15 protein-coding genes and 1 pseudogene are annotated in these 19066 nt (G+C 71.1%); 3 read left to right on the plus strand and 13 right to left on the minus strand.

Annotated features, from left to right (window positions below):
- Positions 1-23 precede the first annotated feature (23 nt).
- The 5 genes from WAF18_RS01905 to WAF18_RS01925 all read right to left on the minus strand — a co-directional run bounded on the left by WAF18_RS01905 (position 24) and on the right by WAF18_RS01925 (position 7375).
- Positions 24-1988: a S9 family peptidase gene (locus WAF18_RS01905; RefSeq protein WP_337243610.1), complete on the minus strand. Its 1965-nt coding sequence runs from the start codon at positions 1986-1988 to the stop codon at positions 24-26.
- Positions 1985-2965, minus strand: a complete 981-nt coding sequence (locus WAF18_RS01910) for an alpha/beta hydrolase (RefSeq protein WP_337243611.1) — start codon at positions 2963-2965, stop codon at positions 1985-1987. The genes WAF18_RS01905 and WAF18_RS01910 overlap by 4 nt, the downstream gene beginning before the upstream one ends.
- Positions 2962-3594 (minus strand): FMN-binding negative transcriptional regulator, encoded by a 633-nt coding sequence (locus tag WAF18_RS01915; RefSeq protein WP_337243612.1) that lies wholly within the window; start codon positions 3592-3594, stop codon positions 2962-2964. The genes WAF18_RS01910 and WAF18_RS01915 overlap by 4 nt, the downstream gene beginning before the upstream one ends.
- Positions 3594-5048, minus strand: coding sequence for an amidase family protein (locus tag WAF18_RS01920; protein ID WP_337243613.1), 1455 nt, complete (start codon positions 5046-5048; stop codon positions 3594-3596). The genes WAF18_RS01915 and WAF18_RS01920 overlap by 1 nt, the downstream gene beginning before the upstream one ends.
- Positions 5049-5122: 74 nt before the next feature.
- Entirely contained in the window at positions 5123-7375 is a 2253-nt protein-coding gene (locus WAF18_RS01925) for a TonB-dependent receptor (RefSeq protein WP_337243614.1), read from the minus strand.
- Positions 7376-7657: 282 nt separating this feature from the next.
- Between WAF18_RS01925 and WAF18_RS01930 the strand changes: the two genes are divergently transcribed.
- Positions 7658-8149 carry an Lrp/AsnC family transcriptional regulator gene (locus WAF18_RS01930; RefSeq protein WP_337243615.1) on the plus strand — a complete coding sequence of 164 codons (492 nt, stop codon included), beginning with the start codon at positions 7658-7660 and terminating at the stop codon, positions 8147-8149.
- Between the two features lie 18 nt (positions 8150-8167).
- On the opposite strand, the gene WAF18_RS01935 is transcribed toward WAF18_RS01930, so the two are convergent.
- The 6 genes and pseudogenes from WAF18_RS01935 to WAF18_RS01960 all read right to left on the minus strand — a co-directional run.
- Entirely contained in the window at positions 8168-10273 is a 2106-nt protein-coding gene (locus WAF18_RS01935; protein WP_337243616.1) for an NHL repeat-containing protein, read from the minus strand.
- A gap of 1 nt (position 10274) precedes the next feature.
- On the minus strand, positions 10275-11447 hold the full coding sequence (locus WAF18_RS01940) for a class I SAM-dependent rRNA methyltransferase (protein WP_183424986.1): 1173 nt from the start codon (positions 11445-11447) through the stop codon (positions 10275-10277).
- A 56-nt stretch (positions 11448-11503) separates the two neighbouring features.
- On the minus strand, positions 11504-12271 hold the full coding sequence (locus tag WAF18_RS01945) for an endonuclease/exonuclease/phosphatase family protein (protein WP_337243617.1): 768 nt from the start codon (positions 12269-12271) through the stop codon (positions 11504-11506).
- A 35-nt stretch (positions 12272-12306) separates the two neighbouring features.
- Positions 12307-13104 (minus strand): thiol:disulfide interchange protein DsbA/DsbL, encoded by a 798-nt coding sequence (locus tag WAF18_RS01950; RefSeq protein WP_337243618.1) that lies wholly within the window; start codon positions 13102-13104, stop codon positions 12307-12309.
- Positions 13105-13170: 66 nt separating this feature from the next.
- Positions 13171-13830, minus strand: a complete 660-nt coding sequence (locus WAF18_RS01955; protein ID WP_337243619.1) for a thiol:disulfide interchange protein DsbA/DsbL — start codon at positions 13828-13830, stop codon at positions 13171-13173.
- Between the two features lie 346 nt (positions 13831-14176).
- Positions 14177-14947: pseudogene (locus WAF18_RS01960) on the minus strand (cytochrome c4); the annotation flags it as partial.
- A 132-nt stretch (positions 14948-15079) separates the two neighbouring features.
- On the opposite strand from WAF18_RS01960, the gene yihA reads away from it, so the two are divergent.
- Positions 15080-15709 carry a ribosome biogenesis GTP-binding protein YihA/YsxC gene (gene yihA, locus WAF18_RS01965; RefSeq protein ID WP_183424981.1) on the plus strand — a complete coding sequence of 210 codons (630 nt, stop codon included), beginning with the start codon at positions 15080-15082 and terminating at the stop codon, positions 15707-15709.
- A 37-nt stretch (positions 15710-15746) separates the two neighbouring features.
- Here the strand turns inward: yihA and WAF18_RS01970 are convergent, their stop codons facing one another.
- Both WAF18_RS01970 and WAF18_RS01975 read right to left on the minus strand, forming a co-directional pair.
- Entirely contained in the window at positions 15747-16040 is a 294-nt protein-coding gene (locus WAF18_RS01970; RefSeq protein ID WP_183424980.1) for a hypothetical protein, read from the minus strand.
- 89 nt (positions 16041-16129) lie between these two features.
- Positions 16130-17119 (minus strand): trypsin-like serine protease, encoded by a 990-nt coding sequence (locus tag WAF18_RS01975; protein ID WP_337243620.1) that lies wholly within the window; start codon positions 17117-17119, stop codon positions 16130-16132.
- Positions 17120-17684: 565 nt separating this feature from the next.
- Here WAF18_RS01975 and WAF18_RS01980 point away from each other — a divergent pair.
- The gene (locus tag WAF18_RS01980; protein ID WP_337243621.1) at positions 17685-19049 is read left to right on the plus strand and encodes a glutamate--cysteine ligase; all 1365 of its coding nucleotides are present in this window, start codon (positions 17685-17687) and stop codon (positions 19047-19049) included.
- The last annotated feature ends 17 nt before the right edge of the window (positions 19050-19066 follow it).

Consider the following 19066-nt stretch of genomic DNA (forward strand, 5'->3'; position numbering starts at 1 on the left):
AGCCGCGTCAGCACCGACTCTGCTCAGCGCAGGCTGCGATCGAGCCAGTCGATGACGCGGTGCTGCAGGTCGATCTCGTGCGCCTGTTCGTGGAACCAGTGCGGCCCGCGCGGATAGGTGACCAGTTCGACCGGCGTGTCGTTGAAGCGCAGTGCGCGCTGGAACATCTGCGCCTGCGACAGCGGTACACGTGCATCGGCTTCGCCATGCAGGATCAGCATCGGCACCTGGATGTCGCGCGCGTGGTGGACCGGCGATTGCGCGTCATAGCGCGTGCGCTCGCGCAGCGGATCGCCGAAGTAGCCTGGCAGGTAGTCGGGCACGTCGTTGGTCAGCGCGGCGGTTGCAAGGTCGAGCACGCCGGCGCCGACGATCGCGGTGCGGAACCGCTTGCTGCGCGCGACCGCCCACGCGGACAGATAGCCGCCGTAGCTCCAGCCGCCGATCGCGACGCGGTCCGGATCGGCGATGCCGTCGCGCTCGAGCAGGTCGAGCCCGTCGAGTACGTCCTGCAACGGCCCGTCGCCCCAGTCGCCGCGGGCAAGCTCGGCGAAGGCATTGCCGTGTCCTTCCGATCCGCGCGGGTTCGGCAGCAACACCGCGTAACCACGCGTGGCGAGCAACTGCGCCCATTCGTGCCACGAGCCCTGCCAGCCCGACCACCACGCCCAGGCGGGTCCACCGTGGATCTGCACCAGCGTCGGCAGCCGCGTCGTGCCGTCCCAGTCGGGCGGGGTGACCAGCAGCGCGCTGATCGAACGGCCATCGCGCGAGGCCGGCCATTCGAGTTCGCGCACCTGGCCCAGCCGCCAGCCGACGACCTGCGGATGGTGGTCGCTGCGTTGCGCCAGCTGCGCGCCGTCGAACGTCCAGACATTGCCGGGGCTGTCGTCGCGCAGGCCGAGATAGGCGGCGCGACCATTGGCGGCGACGGTGAAGCTGCGAAATGGAATCTGTGGCCGCGCGCGCTCGGTCGCGGCACCGGTCGCCGCATCCAGCTGCACGAATGCGCCGCGCATGCCGCGCTGACCTTGCCCGAGCAGCGTCGCATCGTCCTGCCAGCGCGCGAGCCACAGCGTGCCCGGCCAATGTTCGCCGAGCGCCATGCGGGTGTCGCGCTCAATGTCGTGCACGATCGGTGTGGCGACCATGCCGTGCACGCCCAGGCGCCCGTACAGCAGCCGGCGGCCGTCGGGCGACCACTGCAGCGGGTGCGCCGAGGCGTGCGGCTCCAGCGGCGCGCCGATGCGTCCGCTGGCGACATCGAGCAGCACCACCGCCGAGTCGTACCAGTAGTCGTTGAGCGTGGTGCCAGACGATGTGCGCAGTGCCAGCGTGCGGCCGTCGGGCGACCACGCCAGGTCGTGGACCTGCAGGCCGACCGGCGTGAGCGCACGCGCCGCGCCATCGGGCAGTGCACGCAGCCACACGCGCGAAAAACGCGTCGGTCGCTCGACGACGACGGCATCGTCCTTGGCCGCCAGACGTGCGGCCTCGATCGGCGACGGTGGGTCGGTCTGCAGCCAGGCGAGTTGCGCGCCATCAAACGACAGGTCGAACTCAGTCACATCGGCGACCGATTCGGTCAGTGGCATCGCCGCATCGCCGTCGGCGTCGACGCGCCAGACTTGGGTCGATCCGGTCGTGTCGGCACCCGGCCGCGGCCGGTCGGACAGGAACAGCAGCTGCCGGCCGTCGCGCGACCAGCGTGGCTGACGGTCCTGGGCCGCGTCCGGCACCGGTAGGGCGCGTGGCGCGGTGTCGCCGTCGAACGCCACGCGCCAGAGTTGCGTGCGCGGCGCTGCGCCGCCGGGCTGCGGCGTGCCGACGGTGTAGGCGATGCGACGCCCGTCGGGCGCGATCTGCGGATCGTCGACAGCAGCCAGCGAGGCGATGTCCTCGGGCGTCGGCAGGTGATTGCGCGCGGCGCCATGCGCGCAGGCCAGCATCGGCAGGAGCAGCAGGCTCAGGCTCAGGCGGCGCATCATGCGCCCGCTCCGGCAGGCGCCAGCCGCGTGCGCAGCCAGCCGGCGCCGCGCGCCAGCGCTTCGCGGGCGATGTCGGACACCGACATCGCCTCCAGGAAGCTGTGCGGCGCGCCGGCGTAGGCCTGCGTGTCGACCTCGACACCGCTCGCACGCAGGCGCGCCGCCATCGCCGCGTTCTGCGCGGCGAGCACGTCGCGTTCGCCCCACAACAGCAGCGTCGGCGGCAGGGCGTGCAGTGCGGCGTGCGCGGGCACGGCGGCGGGGTCGCGACAGCGGTCGGCCGCTGGGCCGAGGTAGGCGCGCCAGTAGTCGGCCATCTCGTCGGCGCTGAGCATGGCATCGGCGGCGCCGAGCGTCGCGGCCGAGTCGGCGTCGATCGCGGTATCGAACGCACCGTAGTGCAGCAGCAAGCCGGCCAGTCCCGTGTGCCCGTCCGCATCGCGCAACTGCAGCGCGGTGGCGAGTGCGAGGTTGGCGCCGGCCGAGTCGCCGCCGATCGCCAGCCGCGTGGCATCGAGGGCGAAGTCGTCGGCGCGCGTGCGCAAGGTACGCACCGCGTCCACGCATTGCCGCAGCGCGGTCGGATAGGGATGCTCGGGCGCGAGCGCGTAGTCGATGCCGACCACGACGATGCCCGCGCGCGCGGCGAGCTCGCGCATCAGCCGGTCGTGGGTGTCGAGGCTGAAGAGACACCAGCCGCCGCCGTGCACGTAGACCAGTGCAGGGGCCGGATGGCGCAGCCCCGCCGGGCGGTAGAGCCGCAGGTCGAAGGCGCCCGCCGCGCTGTCGATGCGATGCGTCGTGATCTGCGCCATCGTCGGCCCGCCCGCACGCCATGGCGCGCGCACGGTCTCGGCGATCGCGCGCCGCTGCGGCCAGTCGAGCGAGCGGCCGCCCGCCAGGCGTGCGCCTTCGCTGCAGATCGCGGTCACGAAGCCGCGCAGCATCGGATCCAGCGCGTCGTGCGCTGCGCTCATGCGTCGCGGTCCGCGGCGAAGTCGCGCATCCAGTCCACCAGCGCGTGTTCGCCGCCGCGGGTGAGGCCGGCCAGCAACTGCGCGAAGTCGTGCGGCGCCTCGTCCTGGCCGAGCTTGAATGTGGCGCGGGTGGCGACGATGTGGCCGCGGATTGCGGTCACGCCGCTCGCCAGGCGCGCGTAGCGCTCGCCCATCTCCTGCATCGACCAGGCGTTCGGACGGCCGGCTTCCATCGATGTCACCAGCGCATCGAGTTCGTCGGCGATGTCGGCTTCGCGATCGCTGCAGGCGACCTCCAGCGTGAACGCAGCTGCGGCGTAGTTCCAGCTCGGCGCCTGGGTGCGGTCGTCGAGCCAGCTCGGCGAGACGTAGGCGTGCGGGCCGATGACCAGCGCGTGGGCCAGCGGGTCGCGCCGCAGGCGCGCCACGTGCGGATTGCGCCGCGCCAGGTGCCCGCGCAGCGCGATCAGCTGGCCCCGGTCGTCGCATTCCACGCGCAGCGGCAGCGGGGTGAACGCCGCATCGTCGCCGCCGGGCGAGACCAGCCAGGCGAAGGGTTGCGCCTGGATCAGGCGCACGATGTCGCCGTCGTGGCGGGGCGCATAGCGGGTGTCGCGGGCATGACCCATCAGCGTGTGTCCTCATGGTTGGCCACCGATGACGGTGGCCAGCGATCTTGCCAGGGTGCGGCTGCTTCCAGTTCGTAGGCCAGCGCCAGCAGCAGCGCCTCCTGGCCGCGGTCGGCGGCGAACTGCACCCCGATCGGCAGGCCGCTCGGGCCCTGCGCCAGCGGCAGCGAGATCGCGGGCGTGCCGGCGAGGTTCTGCAGCGGTGTGTAGGCGATCCATTCGAACATCGCGGGCAACAGCGCGGCGAAGTCGCGGTCGGGCGCCAGCGTGCCCAGCGTTGGCGGCAGCGTGCGCAGGGTCGGGCACAGCAGCAGGTCGTAGTGGGCGTGGAAGCGCGAGAAGACATCGGGCAGCGCGGCCACCGTGGTCCAGGCGCGTTCGAGCTCGGCGACGCCGCAGTGCGTCTCGTGCCAGTGCGCCAGGCCCAATGTCCACGGCTCGAGTGCGCGCTGCGCGAACGCGGCGCCGCCCTGGGCGGTCGCCAGTTCGACCGCGTCCACGCCCAGCCGCGACCACAGTGTATGCAACGCCGCCCAGATCGCTTCGCCGTCCAAGGGCCAGGTCACCGCCTCGACCGCATGGCCCAGCGATGCGCACAGCTGCGCGGCCGACTGCGTCGCTGCCGCGACCTCGGGGTCGGGCGCCAGACCCGGCAGCGATTCGAGCACCAGGCCGATGCGCAGTCGCCGCGGATCCTGCGCGGTCACCGGCAGTGGCCGGTCGGGATGCGCGGTGGCGAAGGCCCAGGCGGTGTCGCGGACGCTGCGCGACATCAGGCTGTCGGCCACGATCAGGTCTTCGATCGCATGACGCCCACGTACCGGCACGCAGGCCCCGCGTCCGGGCTTGAGCCCGACGACGCCGCAGGCCGAGGCCGGAATGCGGATCGAGCCCGCGCCGTCGCTGCCGTGTGCCAGCGGCACGATGCCGGCGGCGAGTGCCGCACCGGCCCCGCCGCTGGAGCCGCCGGGCGAATGCGCCCGCGACCACGGGTTGCGCGTGACCGGGCCGAGCAGCGGCTCGGTCGAGCCCATCAGGCCGAACTCGGGCATCGCGCTCTTGCCGATCGCCACCAGGCCTGCGGCGTCGAAGCGCTGCACGAACGGCGGTGCGTCGGTCGCCGGTTCGCTGCTGCGGCTGCGCGAACCGCCGCGCGTGGGCATGCCCGGCACGCGCAGCGAATCCTTCGCCAGCCACGGCACGCCAGCCAGCGGTGCGGCCGGGTCCGGGCCCGCGGCATCGAGTGCGCGGGCGCGCTGCCGGGCCGCGTCGAAGGCTTGGTGGCTCAACGCGTCGAGCGCGGGATCGAGCAGTTGTGCGCGCACGATCGCCGCCTCGGTGAGTTCGAGCGCGGACAGCTCGCCGCTGCTGCGCAGCGCTGCCTGCGCATGCGCGTCCAGCCGGCCCAGCGCCAGCGCGTCGGCGCGTCCGGCCGGGGAATCGAATGACGTCATGGACTCGTGGATCTCCTCTCGCGCCGTCACCGGCGTTGGCCGGCGAGGCCGGCGTGGTGAACTGCGGCGTGGCGTCAGTAACGCCAGTGCACCGTCACGCCGAACGTGCGCGGCCGCACCAGGCCCTGGCCGATGCCGTTGACCTCGGACACGCTGCGGGTAATGCCGCGCACATCGCCAAGGTTGCTGCCGAACAGCGTCAGGTCAGTGGTCCCGAAGGTCATGCGGTAGCGCAGGTCGACCGTGTTGTAGTTGCCCTGGGTGTGGCGGACTGCGCCGGGCACGGCCGATGCCAGGTCGCTGATGCCGCTGCCGACGTACTGATGGGCAAGCGTGAGCGTCGGCGCAAAGCGCGTGTCGAACTGGTAATTGAGCACGTTGCTGACGGTCCAGTCGGCCGAGCCGGGCAACTGTGCGCCGGCCGGCGCGGTGCCGGCCCAGAGGATCTCAAGGTCCTCGTCCAGCCGCGCCTGTTGCCAGGTGGCGGCCAACTGCCAGTCGAAGCCGGCGACCGGTCGCCAGGTCGTCGCCAGTTCGACGCCGCGGCTGTAGGCCTGGCCGCCGTTGCTGGCGTAGTTGTAGAAATCGGGGGTCTGCAGGCGCAGCTGGATGTCCTTCCAGTCGACGTAGAACAGCGTCGCATCAACCAGCCAGCGGCCGTCGGCGAAGCTGCTGCGCGCACCGAGCTCGTAGTTGACCAGGCTGTCGCTGCGCGAGCCGGGCGGAATCGGATAGGCGCTCAGGCCGCCGGTGTTGGGCTCGCCGAAGCGGAAGCCCTCCGACACCAGCGCATAGACCATCAGATCCTGCGATGGCGTCCAGGTCAGCGACGCCTTCGGATTGAAGCCGTCCTCGTCGGTGCGCGCGCGGGTGACGATCGGGTCACCGGGCCAGGTGGAGAAACCGACCTGGGTGCTGCGCGACTCGACCCGGGTGCGGAAGAAACGACCGCCGAGCGTGGCTTTCCATTGATCGTTGAAGTGGAACGTCCCCTCGCCGAAGATCGCCAGCTCGGTGCCGTCGAGATGGCTGTAGAACGCGTTGAAGATCGCATCGTCCGGCGCGATGACCGCGCCGCTGCCGGGCCCGAACAGCGGCGACCGGTCGAACGCGCCGGCCGCGCCCTGCGCGCCGAGCGCCTCGTACGTGGCCTTGTCGGTCTCGAACACCATGCCGCCCACCAGCCATTCGAGCCGCTGGGCGCCGGACGAGGCCAGTCGCAGTTCCAGGCTGCGGCCGGTGCTCTCGCCACCGGAGGCGATGTACAGCGGAGTGTCGAGGTCGAGCCCGAGGTCGGCGTTGTAGGCGCCGCGGATCGGGGTGTAGTCGAACTGCCAATCCTGACGCTTGTCCTGCTGGGCGAGCAGCGCGGTCAGCGTGGCGAAGCCCAGGTCCTGGTCCAGCCGCAGGCTGTGCACCGCGACCTTGGTGTCGGTGAACTCGGGGATCGCGGTGCTGCGCTCGAACTCGCCGAGTCCGGCGATGCGATAGCTGTTGTCGTCGGCGTCGGTGTTCTGCCACAGGCTCAACCAGCTCAGCGTGGTGGCCTGCGACGGCGTCAGCGTGATCGACAGACGACCGCCGGCGGTGCGACTGTCATTGCTGCCGTCGCGACCCAGGCCGACGTTGTCGAGGTAGCCCGGATCCTCGCGCAGCTGCGCGACGGCCCGCACCGCGAGCACGTCCTCGGCAATCGGCAGGTTGACCATCGCCTTGGCGCCGAAGCCGACGTCGGCATTGCGGGTCTGGCTGGCAGTGAGCTCGGCGGCGGCGTCGAAACCCGAGGCGTCGGCGAGGTTGGCGACGTAGTTGATCGCCCCGCCCATCGATGCCGAACCGAACAGCGTGCCCTGCGGTCCGCGAAGCACCTCGACGCGATTGATGTCGAAGGCGTCGATGTCGGGGACGACGATCGTCCAGCCCGGCTCGGTCAGCGGCACCTCGTTGAGGAAGTAGCCGGTGGTGGTCTGCCCCTGCACATTGCCCGAACTGGTCGCGATGCCGCGCATGACCACGTGCGAGACGCCGGGCTGGTAGTTGTTGAACACCACGCCGGGCGTGCGCTGGATGTAGTCCGACAGCGACTGCGCGCCGAGGTCCTCGAGCTGCTGACCGGTGACCGCCGACACCGAGCCGGCGATCTCGCGCACCGATTCCTGGCGCTTGCCGGCGGTGACGACGATGGTGTCGAGCTCGGTGGTCGAGGGCGGGGCGCCGACGGCGGCCGGGTCCTGCGCCAGCGCCAGGCCCGAGGCCGTCATCAGCGGAAGACACAGGCAGGCCAGATGAAGCGCGCGGGCCAGACGTGAGACGGTAGGCGGCTGCATGGAAATCCCCGGTTGGCGGTGGCTGGACACGGATCGGTGTCATGGCAGCGCCGGGCGTCCCCTTCCCGGCGCGGTTGCGACGCGTTTCGAGTATTGGAAGACGCGCGCGACCGCGTCCAGCAGATTCCACGGCGGGCGGATATCGCGTAAGCCGTTGAATCCAATATGGAAGGACCAGATAGCCCCGCATATGCGGCGGAATCGGCCGCGCAATTTCGCAGGATCTGCGTTCCGTGCCCCGAAATTCGGTACGTTGTACCGTCCCTGCCGCCGCCGACCGCCATGACGATCCGTCCGCCCGACCGCACCGACCTGAGAATCCTCGACGTGCTGCAGCAGGACGCGCGCATCACCAACCAAGCGCTGGCCGAGCGCGTCGCGTTGTCGCCCAGCGCGTGTCTGGCGCGGGTGCGTGCACTGGAGCAACGCGGCCTGATCCGCAGTTACCGCGCCCAGGTCGCGGTCGACCGCATCCGCTCGGCAACGATCGTCATGGCGCAGGTCAGCTTCCGCCAGCACGCGCTCGAGGGGTTCACCGAGTTCGACCGGCGCATCCTGGCGATGCCGGAAATCGTCGAGGCCAGCCGCGTGTCCGGCCCTTACGACTACATGCTGCGGGTCATCGTCCGCGACGTGCACCACTGGAAGGACGTCGCCCGCGCGCTGCTCAGCGGCGACGACGGCGTAGAGAAGATCGTCTCGCACTTCCTGATGGACGAGGTCAAGGCCTTCGCCGGCTATCCCTTGACCGACGACGCGCCCGCGCCGCGCTGAGCAAGGCGCCGCGACGCCTCAATCCAGCCGCAGCGGCAGCTCGCGCGTGGCGGTGTTGCCGCTGGCATCGCGCACCACCGCGCGCAGCACGTAATCGCCGGCGGTCAGCGTTGCCGGGTCCCACAGCGCCGGTTCGAGGCGACCGTCGCGCACGAGGTTGTTGATCGCGTAGCGGAAGCGCGTGCGCGAGGCGCCGTGCACGGTGATGCCGCTGTCGGCCGCGTAGGCCACGCGCACCGCCTCGCGATGCGGCGGCATGCGATCGAAGTCGATCGTCATCACCGGGGTCTCGAAGCCGGGCAGCGGCGTGCCGTCGGCCGTCAGCAATTGCCAGCCCAGCGCGTGCAGGCCCAGGCGCCGGCGCGGCAGGTTGCCGTCGACCTGGTCCCAGGTCTCGACGACGATCTGCACACCGCCGCCCGCGCGCGGCACGCGCAGCCGGCCGTCTTCGCGCTCGACGATCGGTTGGTCGCTCGCGTCGAGCAGGGCGAGGTCGTCGATGCGCGGCGCGACGGTGTCAACGAAGTTGCGGAAGCGCAGCCCGATCGCGTTGCGCTGATAGCCGGGTGGGCCGACCATCAGGTGCACGTGTGCCTGCGCGTTGATCGTGCCGATCGCATCGCCCGCGCGCAGCCGCGTGCCGCGCGCGATGCGCACGCGCGCGGTGCGCCCGTCGTCTCCGGCGATCAGCTGGAAGCGCGGATCGAGCGCATCGCCGCGCGGCGTGCGGCCCACGCGCATGTGCATGTAGGTCAGCTCGTCGAGGACCAGGTGCTCGGCCTGGTCGCCGAACCCGGCGGCGGCGAACGGGCTGGCGATCTTGGCGTCGGCGATCACCAGCACGGGCGTGCCGACATCGCCGCGCACGTCGAACCCCGCATGCAGGTGATTGCGCGACTCGCCACGGAAGTTGCCGCGCACCTCGCCCAGCGTGCCGACGACTTCGTGCCAGCCGTCCTGCGGTACCAGCGGCCAGCGGCCGCGGGTATCGGGCAGCGCGATGTCCGGCGCCGGGCCGACGGCGGCATTGGCGAGGTTCTGCTTGGCGCGTTGCGGACGGACCTGCACGATGCGGTGCACACGATGGGCGGCCGCATCGGCGACCCACAGCCGGTTCCAGGCATCGAACGCGAGTCCGGCCGGTCGCGCCAGGCGCTGGGCCATGTCGCGGCCGGTCAGCACGTGCGTGCGGCCCTCGGGGTCGACCTGCAGCACGCGCCCGCGCGCGAGTTCGCCGAGGTAGAGCCGGCCCTGGGCATCGATCGCGATCGAGATCGGTGCCGACGGGGCCGCATCGGGCTCGTTGCCGTGCAGGGCCAGCGTCGCGGTGGTGCCGTCGGACGCGATGCGGCGCAGCGCATGGTTGCCGGTATCGGCGACCCAGACGAACCCGTCGGCATCGACCGCGACCCCACTGGGCGTATCGAAACGCGCCTGCGCGCCGGGGCCATCGGCGAAGCCCGGCCGGCCGTCGCCGGCCAGCGTGCGCACCTGGCCGTGCTCGATCACGCGGATGCGGTCGTTGAACCCATCGGCCACGAAGACCCGGCCGGCCGTGTCGACCGCAACGCCGGTCGGCGCATGGAAGCGTGCTTGGCTCGCCGGACCGTCGGCGAAGCCGGCCTCGCCGGTGCCGGCAAGGGTCGTCACCGTGCCGTCGGGCGCGATCGCGCGGATGGCATGGTTGCCGGTGTCGGCGACCAGCAGCGTGCCGGCGGCGTCGATCGCCAGACCCGAGGGCGTGTGGAAGCGCGCCTGCGCGCCGCGGCCGTCGGCGAAGCCCTCGGCCCCGCCGGCGAACGTATCGACACGGCCGTCGGTCGCGATGCGCCGGATGCGGTTGGACGCGCCGCCCTCGGCGACGAAGGCCGTGCCATCGGCGGCGACGACGATGCCGTAGGGGTCGTCGAACCGCGCTTGTGCCCAATCGCCATCCACCGCGCCGCGGTGGCCGTCGCCGGCCGCCGGCTCGATGCGTGCCGGCAGGCCCGCAGGCGCCGGGCCGAGCGGTGGCGGTTCGCTGTGCCGATGCTCCCACCAGACACTGCCCACGAGTGCAGCAAGCGTCAGCGCCGCCACGCCCCACAGTGCCCGGCGCGCGCCGGGCCGCAGCCGCGCGGGCACCCTAGTCGAGTACGCGGCAGAACACCGCCTTCAGATAGCGCGATTCCTGCACGTGCGCCAGGAACGGGTGGTCGGGGCCGGCGCCAGCGACCTTGAGCACCTGGATCGTGCGGCCGGCGTAGAACGCCGCGCGCCGCAGCATGTCCAGGAACTGCTCCTCGCTGACCAGTCCCGTGCACGAGAACGTCGCCAGCAGGCCGCCCGGCTTCACCACGCCGAGCGCCAGCTTGTTCATGTCCAGATACTTCTTCAGCGCCGGGATCACCTGATCGCGGTCGCGGGTCATCTTGGCCGGGTCGAGTACGACGACGTCGTAGGCGTCGCCCGCGTTCGCCGCATCGCGCAGCCACGGGAAGATGTCGGCCTGCACGAAGCGGATGCGCACATCGTTGAGGCGGGCATTGCCCTTGGCGATCTCGATCACGTCCTCGTCGATGTCGACGCCGACCACCTCGCTGGCGCCGCGCACGGCCGCGTACACGCCGAAGCCGCCGGTGTTGCAGCACAGGTCGAGCATGCGCTTGCCTGCGACCTGGCGGCTGAGCCATTCGCGGTTCTCGCGCTGGTCGGCGAAGAAGCCGGTCTTGTGCGCACCGGCCGGGTCGGCGCGGAAGCGCACGCCGTGCTCGGTGATGATCGCAGGCTCGGCCGGCGTGCTGCCGCGGAAGTCGAAGCTTTCCTGCTTCTGCACATGCTCGTCGGCGAAGCTGTGGAAGCGGCAGCCGGGGAACTGCTCGCGCAGCGCCTCGAAGATCCAGTCGCGGTGGCGGAATGCGCCGGCGCTGAAGAACTCGACCACCAGCAGGTCGCCGTAGCGATCGACGACCAGGCCGCTGATGCCGTCGCCTTCGCTGTGCACTACGCGCCAGGCGTCGGAGACCGCGTCGAGCCCGAGCACCTCGCGGCGCAGCGCGACCGCGTCGGCGATCTTGCGCGAGAACCAGCCCGCGTCGACCGGGACATCGGGGTGCGTTTCGAGGATGCGCACGGCGATGCGCGAATGGCCGTTGTAGAAGCCGCGGCCGATCCACTCGCCGTCGACGCCGACGACCTCAACGATGCTGCCGGGCTTGGGCCGCTGCGCCGGCTTGTCAACCAGGCGCTGGAAGATCCAGGGATGACTCGAACGCCAGGCGTTCTTGAGGCGGACGACGGGGTTGGGCGTGTTGGTCATCGCGGCATTCTACGCGCTCGTCGCGCAGTGGCCCGCTCGTCGAAGGGCTGCGCGACTCAGCGGCGCAGCGCGTCGGCCGGCACCACCAGCTCGGTCGACAATGCCAGGTGGTCGGAGAATGCCGCCGGCAGTGCCTGCATGTTCGTGCACTGCAGCGTGCGCGTGGCGAGGATGTGGTCGATCGCGCGCTGCGGTCGCCAACTGGGGAAGGTGTGCACCTCGCAGGCTGGCGGCTGCAGGCCGGTGCCGCGGTAGAGCACGTCCATCTCCGGGCGGTCCCAGGTGCAGTTGAAGTCTCCCATCAGCACCGCATTGGGATAGTCCTGCAGCACTTCGGAGATGAAGGCCAGCTGCGAGCGCCGCGACTGCGCACCCAGCGACAGGTGCGCGATCGCGACCACCAGGCCTTCGGTGCCTTCGCCGAACCGGCTCAGCAGCACGCCGCGTCCGCCGATCCGGCCAGGCAGGGCGTGATTGATGACCTCCACCGGTTCGAGCCGGCTCAGCAGCCCGTTGGCGCTGGAAGCGACCGCGCCGACGCGGCGGTTGGGCTGGTGACTCCAGAAATCGAAGCCGCCGCGCTCGGCGAGGTAGTGGGTCTGGTTGGTGAAGCCCGAGCGCCAGCTGCCGGGATCGGCCTCCTGCAGGCCGACGATGTCGTGGCGGCCGGCCAGTGCCGCGATCGCATCGAGCGCGGTGCGCTTGCCGGCCGGCAGTACGTGCGACCAACTGCGGGTCGCGTAGTCGCTGTAGCGGCGTGTACTCGAACCGGCCTGGATGTTGGCGCTGAGCAGCCGCAGGCGCTGCGGTGCGGGTTCGGACACTGGGGCGGGCGTGGGTTCGGGCTGCGGCATCGGCCCTAGCGTGCGGCACGCTCCGTTGCGATCAGGTGATCGGCGATGCGCAGCATGTCTTCGAGCGACTTGCGGCCGATGATGCGGTACTTGCCGGCCACGACCAGTGTCGGCGTGGAGTCGACGCCGCTGCGGCTGGCGAACTGGCGCGCCCGGCCGAGGTTCGCATTGACCGCAAAGCTCTGCATCGTGCTGCGGAAGCGCTGCGGGTCCACGCCCAGGCTGCCGTAGAACGCCACGATGCTGTCGGCATCGGCGTTCTGGCGCAGCTTGCGCTCAATGTGGATGGCGTTGAACGTCGCATCGTGGGTACGCGCCAGCGTGCCCATCGCCTCGGAGGCGAAGAACGCGCGCGGGAACTGGTCGTTCTGGTCGAACACGACCGGCACGGCGACGAAATTGACGTCGTCGGGCAGCTTGGCCTTCCAGGCGTTGACCAGCGGCTCGAACGCGGCGCAATGGCCGCACCAGTAGGCGAACACCTCGGCGACCTCGATCTTGCCGGCGGTCTGGGCGAACGGCTGGCCGTTGTCGATGACGATGTAGTCGGTGCCGGCGACCGGGTCCGGGCCCTCGGGTGCGACGATCGGATTGTGGGTGGCCGGAGCGGCCGCTTCGGCCTCGGTGCCCGCCTCGGCGGCCGGCGGCGGGGCCGCGTCGGTCGCGGGCGCCTGCTCGCCCGCGGGCGCGGGGGCCTGCGCGGTCGGCGCGGCCTCGGGCGCGGCGGCCGGATCGGGCTGCTGCCCGCAGGCGGCAAGCAGGACGGGGGCGAGCAGCACCAGCAGGGAATGGCGGATCTTCATGGACGGTCTCTCGATGTGAGCGGTCGGTACGGGGGCTGGTTGCCGACGTGGCGGCGGCGCGGCGGCTCAGGGCCGGACGCGTTCCCGGGCGATGAGCTGGTCGGCGATCGTCAGCGCATCCCCGAGGGTACCCGCCTGGACCCGGTAGCGACCATTGATGATGAGCGTCGGCGTGCCCTGCAGGCCACTGCGCCGCGCGAACGCCTGCGCCGCGTTCAGCCGCTCTTCGGTCTGTGCACTGGTCATCGCAGTCTTGAACGCCGCCTGCGACGGCGCGCCGTGCGCGGCATAGAACGCCGCCAGTGCGTCGAGGCTCGCACCGCTGCGCGGCAGCGCGCCGGCCTTGTGGACCGCGTCGAACACGGCCGTATGCGTGCGCTTGTCGATGCCGAGCGCCTTCGCGGCGAAGAACGCCCGGGCGAACGGGTCGCCCGCGGTGAACACCGCCGGCAGGTAGGTGAAGCGCACATCACGCGGCTGCCGGGCCAGCCACGCGTCGATCATCGGCTGGAAATGGAAGCAATGGATGCAGCCGTAGGAAAACACCTCGACCACCTCGACATGGCCGTCGAGCGGCTGCCACGGCGTGCCGCCCTCGATCACGACGTAGTCGACGTCCTCCACCGGCGCGGGCGATTGCGCGGCGGCGGGCAGGGCAGCCGACAGCGCGAGCAGCGCGCAGGCCAGCCAGCGGGACCAGGCGGGGACGGAGCGGGAGACGGTCATGGCAGCGTGGACTCCTGGGGCGGCACGGCGCAGGCCGGCCGGGAACACGGGGATGGACACAGGGTGGGACGGACACACGAACGCCGGCGCGGGAAGCCCGGCCGGCGTTGCGGACGATACGGGATCGGGCAGGACCGTGCATGGCTCCACCCGGTGGCGCCACTCACTCGGTCGCGGGCGCCGGCTCGGCAGGCGCGTCGGCGGCCGGGGCCGCATCGGCGGCGCCGTCGCCCTGCTGGGCCTGCTCGGCGGTCTCGTCGGTCGGCGGGACCGGCTGCTCGGCCGGCGGCGTGGCCGGTGCCGGCATCGCCGCGGCCTGGGCCTCGATCGCGGCCAGCATCTTCGGGTCGGGGCGGTGGTGCAGGCCCTGCATGTAGCTGGCCAGCGCCTCGATCTCCTGGTCGGTCAGCGGCTTGGCGACCGTGGCCATGATGTCGAACAGGTGGCGGTCGGCTTCCTGGGTCTCGCCGGCGCGGTAGGCCTGCAGGCGCGCGGCGCTGTACCAGGCCTGCTGGCCGCCGACATGCGGATACGCCGGGCCGGGGTTGCCGCTGCCGGCCGGGCCGTGGCACGCCATGCAGGCCGGAATGCCGCGCTTGGCGTCGCCGCTGCGGAACAGCGTCTGGCCGATCTCGTAGAACTTCATGCCGTCGTAGGGGCCGCCTTCGACGACCGCATCGTCGGCGATGCCCGCACCGCTCTTCTGCAGCGCGTAGTGCGCGCCCAGGTCGCGCATGTCCTGCGCGCTGAGCATCGCCGCGAACGGCTGCATGATCGGGCTCATGCGCTCGCCGCTCTTGAACAGCGCCAACTGCCGGGCGATGTAGCGCTCGCCCTGGCCGGCGATGCGCGGATAGACCGTCGGCGCAGCCTCGGCGTTGCCGTCCACGCCGTGGCAGGCGGCGCAGGTGCCGGCCAGCTGGCCGCCCTTCTGCGCATCGCCCGGACGCGCCTTGGCCAGCGCGGCGACCGCGTTGACGTCGGGATGGCTGTCCAGGTCGACGGCCTCCACTTCGGGGGCATCGGGCAGTGGCGCCACGGTGGACTGGGCGAACGCGACCGCGCCGACCACGAGGGCGGCAAGGCCGGCGATAGCAAAGACGCGAGCGTGGCGCATGGCTGGGCTCCGAGAATTCTCGACGCTGCGGCCGGCGGAATGCGGCTCGCGAGGGTTGAAATTATGTGTGGCGGACCCGAAGCGGTCAAACCGCGACCGGACGCCGCAGGGGCGGTGTGCCAAGCTATGCCGATGTCCAATCCTTTCAACCGCGCCGCGTACCTGCTCGCCGCGCATGTTCCGCGCCAGCTTCCGCCCGACGACGGCTTCGAAGTCGCGTTCGCCGGTCGCTCCAATGCCGGCAAGTCCAGCGCGCTCAATGCGCTGTGCCGGCAGAACGCGCTGGCGCGCGTGTCCAAGACCCCGGGCCGTACGCAGCAGCTGGTGTATTTCGAACTGCCGCCGCACGAGCGCCGGTTCCTGGTCGATCTGCCGGGCTACGGCTATGCCAAGGTGCCGCGCGAGCTGCAGGCCCACTGGCAGGCGTTCATCGCCGACTACTTCGCCAATCGCCAGGCGCTGCGTGGTCTGGTGGTGGTCATGGACATCCGCCACCCGCTCAAGGACTACGACCGGCAGATGATCGAGTTCGCGGTCCGCAACGGCACCCCGGCGCATGCGCTGCTGACCAAGGCCGACAAGCTCGGGCGCGGTGCGGCGGGCAACACCTTGCAGGCGGTGCGCCGCGAACTGCAGGCCCAGCACGGCGAGCAGGTCAGCGTGCAGACGTTCTCGTCGGAGTCCAAGGCCGGCGTCGACGAACTGCGCGCGGTGGTCGCGCGCTGGATGGAGATCGGCGCACCGGCTCCCGGCGCGGACTAGACGGCGCGCCCTCGTACGGCGCGCACGCCCCAGCGCGCTACTGCGGCGCGGTCGGACGTGCCACGCCGACCCGCGGCATCGCTTCGAGCTCGTCGATCACCTCGCGCGGCGCGCGCAGGCGGATCTGCACCGGGAACGATTCCTGCACCACGACGTCCTCGACGACGCCGCGCCGTTCCAGTGCCTGGACCCGCTCGAGCACCGGGTCGGGCGATTCGGCGCTGCCGGCGATGGTGGCCGCTTCGAGCGGCGCGCGCTGGGTGGATGTCGGCGTGGCGCCGCAGGCGGTCAACAGCACCGGCAGCGCGAAGGCGGCAAGCAACGATTTCATGGCGTCTCCCATGGGTCCTGGAAGGACCGCCACGGCGCCCGTGCCCGGGGCGCCATGGCGGTCGTCGGCCTGCATCGGCAACGCGCCGGTCAGGGGTTGGCGGAGATCCAGTTCTGCACCGTGTTCTGCACCGTGGCAGTGATCCGCGTCCCGCAGTTCTGGGTCGACGAGCCGGTCGTGTGTACACCGCGCACGACATAGCCGCTGTCGTAGATCCCGCTGCCGCTGTGGCCGCCGGCGGTGTCGATCGTATAGCAGAGTCGGAACGAGCCGCTGGTGTTCACCGTGCCCGAGTGCCGCCACATCGTGCCGAACGGCTTGTCGCCCGGGTAGCCGGTGATGGTGTGGGTGCCACCGCCGTAGGTGCCCCAGGCCGCGTAGCCGCCGTGCGGCGGCGCGCTGAGCACGATCAACGCATAGTCGTAGTTGGTGTTGGCACCGTTGTGATACTCGGCCGTCGTCATGACCCGGCTCCAGGACGTCGTGCCCCAGGGCTGGTAGCTGCCGTTCTGCGCCACGGTGAAGTTGAGGCTGGAGTAGAAGCTGCCCGCGCCGTTGGAGACGCAATGGCCGGCAGTGAGCACATGCTTGGGGCCGATCAGCGTGCCGGTGCAGCCGATGCCGATGCGGCCGATGTTGTAGAACGGTGCGACCGTGGTATTGGTCACCTGTACACGGTTGTCGGCGCCGATGACGACCTTGGGCGAGACCGTCGGCAGGCCGTCGGTCCGGGGCAGCGAAGGTGGCATCCCTGGGGTGGCGGCAGGCGTGCGGCCCAACACCTCCAGCGCCTCGATCGCCTGCTCGAACAGCGCGACGTCGCGCGGATCCATCGTCGCAATGTACTGGTCGCCCTCGCGCGTGGCCATGATCGTGCTCAGGCCGCCGGCCTTCTGCAGCAGGGTCGGGGGACGGTTTGCGGCGGCGGTCTCGGGCTGGACGCCGGTCACCAGATCGTCGCCGTGGATGAACCGGGCCTTCTGGCCCAGCTTCTGGAACGTCAGGGGCTCGGCGCTCGCCACGCCAGCGCTCAGTGCGCCCAGCGCGAGGGTCAACCCCAATGCGGTCACATGCTTCATCGCAGTGCTCCTTGTGTCGATGGATGGTCCTAAGCGGGAATGCGCCGGAAAGAACGTGTCGCGAACACCCGGGCCGCCCGGCGGTGCGGTCCGGCATGCGTTCGATGGCGATGGCGTCGATGCCGGGCGACGCGCAGCTGCGCGGCAAACGCGAGGCATCGATACGGCAACGACCTTGCGGGCACCTCCCTGTCCTGCGCCGCGACATGCGGCGACTGGCCTCCAGCCGATACGGCGTGCGATGGCGCGGTGCGACAGAACGACGCAGCGAGCGCGAGCGGCCACTATGCGCACAAGCCCGGGGGCGCAGCTGTGATTGGGGTCACGGATGATCGGGTGCACGTGTGCCTGCGCATATTTATCTGGACGTGAATGCGCCCGCGCCATGCGACAGGCCTTGTGCGGTCATGCGGGCACGCGTCCAGCGTCGCCTGGGCGAGCGCTGCATCGGCGGAATTCTGCGGCCCGATCCGCTCAACGATCGCCGCCGATGCAACCGGTATAGTGCGCGGATTCCGCGGCTGGCCTGCGGCTGTCCCCGCCCTTTCCGCCGAGCATCATCGCCTTGTCCAGCCCCAGCCACGTTGCCGATACGCCGATCACCGACCGCAACGCACTGGTGGACGTCCTGGCTTCGGGCGAGAAGCCGGCTGACGACTGGCGCATCGGGACCGAGCACGAGAAGTTCGGCTTCCGCCTGTCTGACCTGCGCCCGCCGACCTTCGACGGCCCGCAGGGCATCGAGGCGCTGCTGACCGGGCTCACCCGGTTTGGCTGGGCGCCGGTCGACGAGAATGGCCGCACCGTCGCCCTGCTCAAGGATGGCGCGTCGGTGACACTCGAGCCGGCCGGGCAGCTGGAGCTGTCGGGTGCGCCGCTGATCGACATCCACGCCACCTGCAGCGAGGTGCACGCGCACCTGCGTGAAGTGCGCGCGGTCGCCGAAGCGCTGGGTCTGGGCTTTCTGGGCATGGGCTTCCAGCCCAAGTGGCGGCGCGACGAGATGCCGTGGATGCCCAAGGGTCGCTACCGGATCATGCGCGACTACATGCCCAAGGTTGGCACGCTCGGCCTGGACATGATGACCCGCACCTGCACGGTGCAGGTCAACCTGGACTACGCGTCCGAAGCGGACATGGTCAAGAAGTTCCGGGTGTCGCTGGCGTTGCAGCCGGTGGCGACCGCGCTGTTCGCCGATTCGCCGTTCACCGAAGGCAAGCCGAACGGCTTTCTGAGCTACCGCTCGCACATCTGGACCGACACCGACGCCGACCGCACCGGCATGCTCGACTTCGTGTTCGAGGACGGCTTCGGCTACGAGCGCTACGTCGACTATCTGCTCGACGTGCCGATGTACTTCTCCTATCGCGATGGGGTCTACCACGACGCCAGTGGTCAGAGCTTCCGCGACTTCCTGCGGGGCGCGCTGCCGGCGTTGCCCGGCCAGCTGCCGACGCTGCGCGACTGGTCCGATCACATGACCACCGCGTTCCCCGAGGTGCGGCTCAAGAAGTACCTGGAGATGCGCGGCGCCGACGGCGGCCCCTGGGGCCGGCTGTGCGCGCTGCCCGCGTTCTGGGTCGGCCTGCTCTATGACGACACCGCGCTCGACGCGGCCTGGGATCTGGTGCGCGACCTCACGCTCACCGAGCGCAATGCACTGCGTGACGCGGTGCCGCGGCAGGCGCTCGCCACGCCGTGGCGCCACGGCACGCTGCGCGACCTCGCCATCGAGGCGCTGAAGATCTCCGCCGCCGGCCTGCAGCGCCGCGCCCGTGTCAACGGCGACGGCCAGGACGAGCGCGTGTTCCTGGAGACGCTGATCGAGATTGCCGAATCGGGCCAGACCCCGGCCGAACAGAAGCTCGCGCTGTACCACGGCCCCTGGCAGGGCGACATCGACCGCCTGTTCCGCGAGTTCGCCTACTGACGCGTCGCCGGCCGCGC

Source organism: Luteimonas sp. gir, assembly GCF_037198055.1.
Taxonomy (GTDB): Bacteria; Pseudomonadota; Gammaproteobacteria; order Xanthomonadales; family Xanthomonadaceae; genus Luteimonas; species Luteimonas citri_A.

Bases quoted from the DNA above. Each gene is read 5' to 3' on its own strand.
- WAF18_RS01905 (WP_337243610.1), bottom strand. From the start codon at position 1,988: ATGATGCGCCGCCTGAGCCTGAGCCTGCTGCTCCTGCCGATGCTGGCC.
- WAF18_RS01910 (WP_337243611.1), bottom strand. From the start codon at position 2,965: ATGAGCGCAGCGCACGACGCGCTGGATCCGATGCTGCGCGGCTTCGTG.
- WAF18_RS01915 (WP_337243612.1), bottom strand. From the start codon at position 3,594: ATGGGTCATGCCCGCGACACCCGCTATGCGCCCCGCCACGACGGCGAC.
- WAF18_RS01920 (WP_337243613.1), bottom strand. From the start codon at position 5,048: ATGACGTCATTCGATTCCCCGGCCGGACGCGCCGACGCGCTGGCGCTG.
- WAF18_RS01925 (WP_337243614.1), bottom strand. From the start codon at position 7,375: ATGCAGCCGCCTACCGTCTCACGTCTGGCCCGCGCGCTTCATCTGGCC.
- WAF18_RS01930 (WP_337243615.1), top strand. From the start codon at position 7,658: ATGACGATCCGTCCGCCCGACCGCACCGACCTGAGAATCCTCGACGTG.
- WAF18_RS01940 (WP_183424986.1), bottom strand. From the start codon at position 11,447: ATGACCAACACGCCCAACCCCGTCGTCCGCCTCAAGAACGCCTGGCGT.
- WAF18_RS01950 (WP_337243618.1), bottom strand. From the start codon at position 13,104: ATGAAGATCCGCCATTCCCTGCTGGTGCTGCTCGCCCCCGTCCTGCTT.
- WAF18_RS01955 (WP_337243619.1), bottom strand. From the start codon at position 13,830: ATGACCGTCTCCCGCTCCGTCCCCGCCTGGTCCCGCTGGCTGGCCTGC.
- yihA (WP_183424981.1), top strand. From the start codon at position 15,080: ATGTCCAATCCTTTCAACCGCGCCGCGTACCTGCTCGCCGCGCATGTT.
- WAF18_RS01970 (WP_183424980.1), bottom strand. From the start codon at position 16,040: ATGAAATCGTTGCTTGCCGCCTTCGCGCTGCCGGTGCTGTTGACCGCC.
- WAF18_RS01975 (WP_337243620.1), bottom strand. From the start codon at position 17,119: ATGAAGCATGTGACCGCATTGGGGTTGACCCTCGCGCTGGGCGCACTG.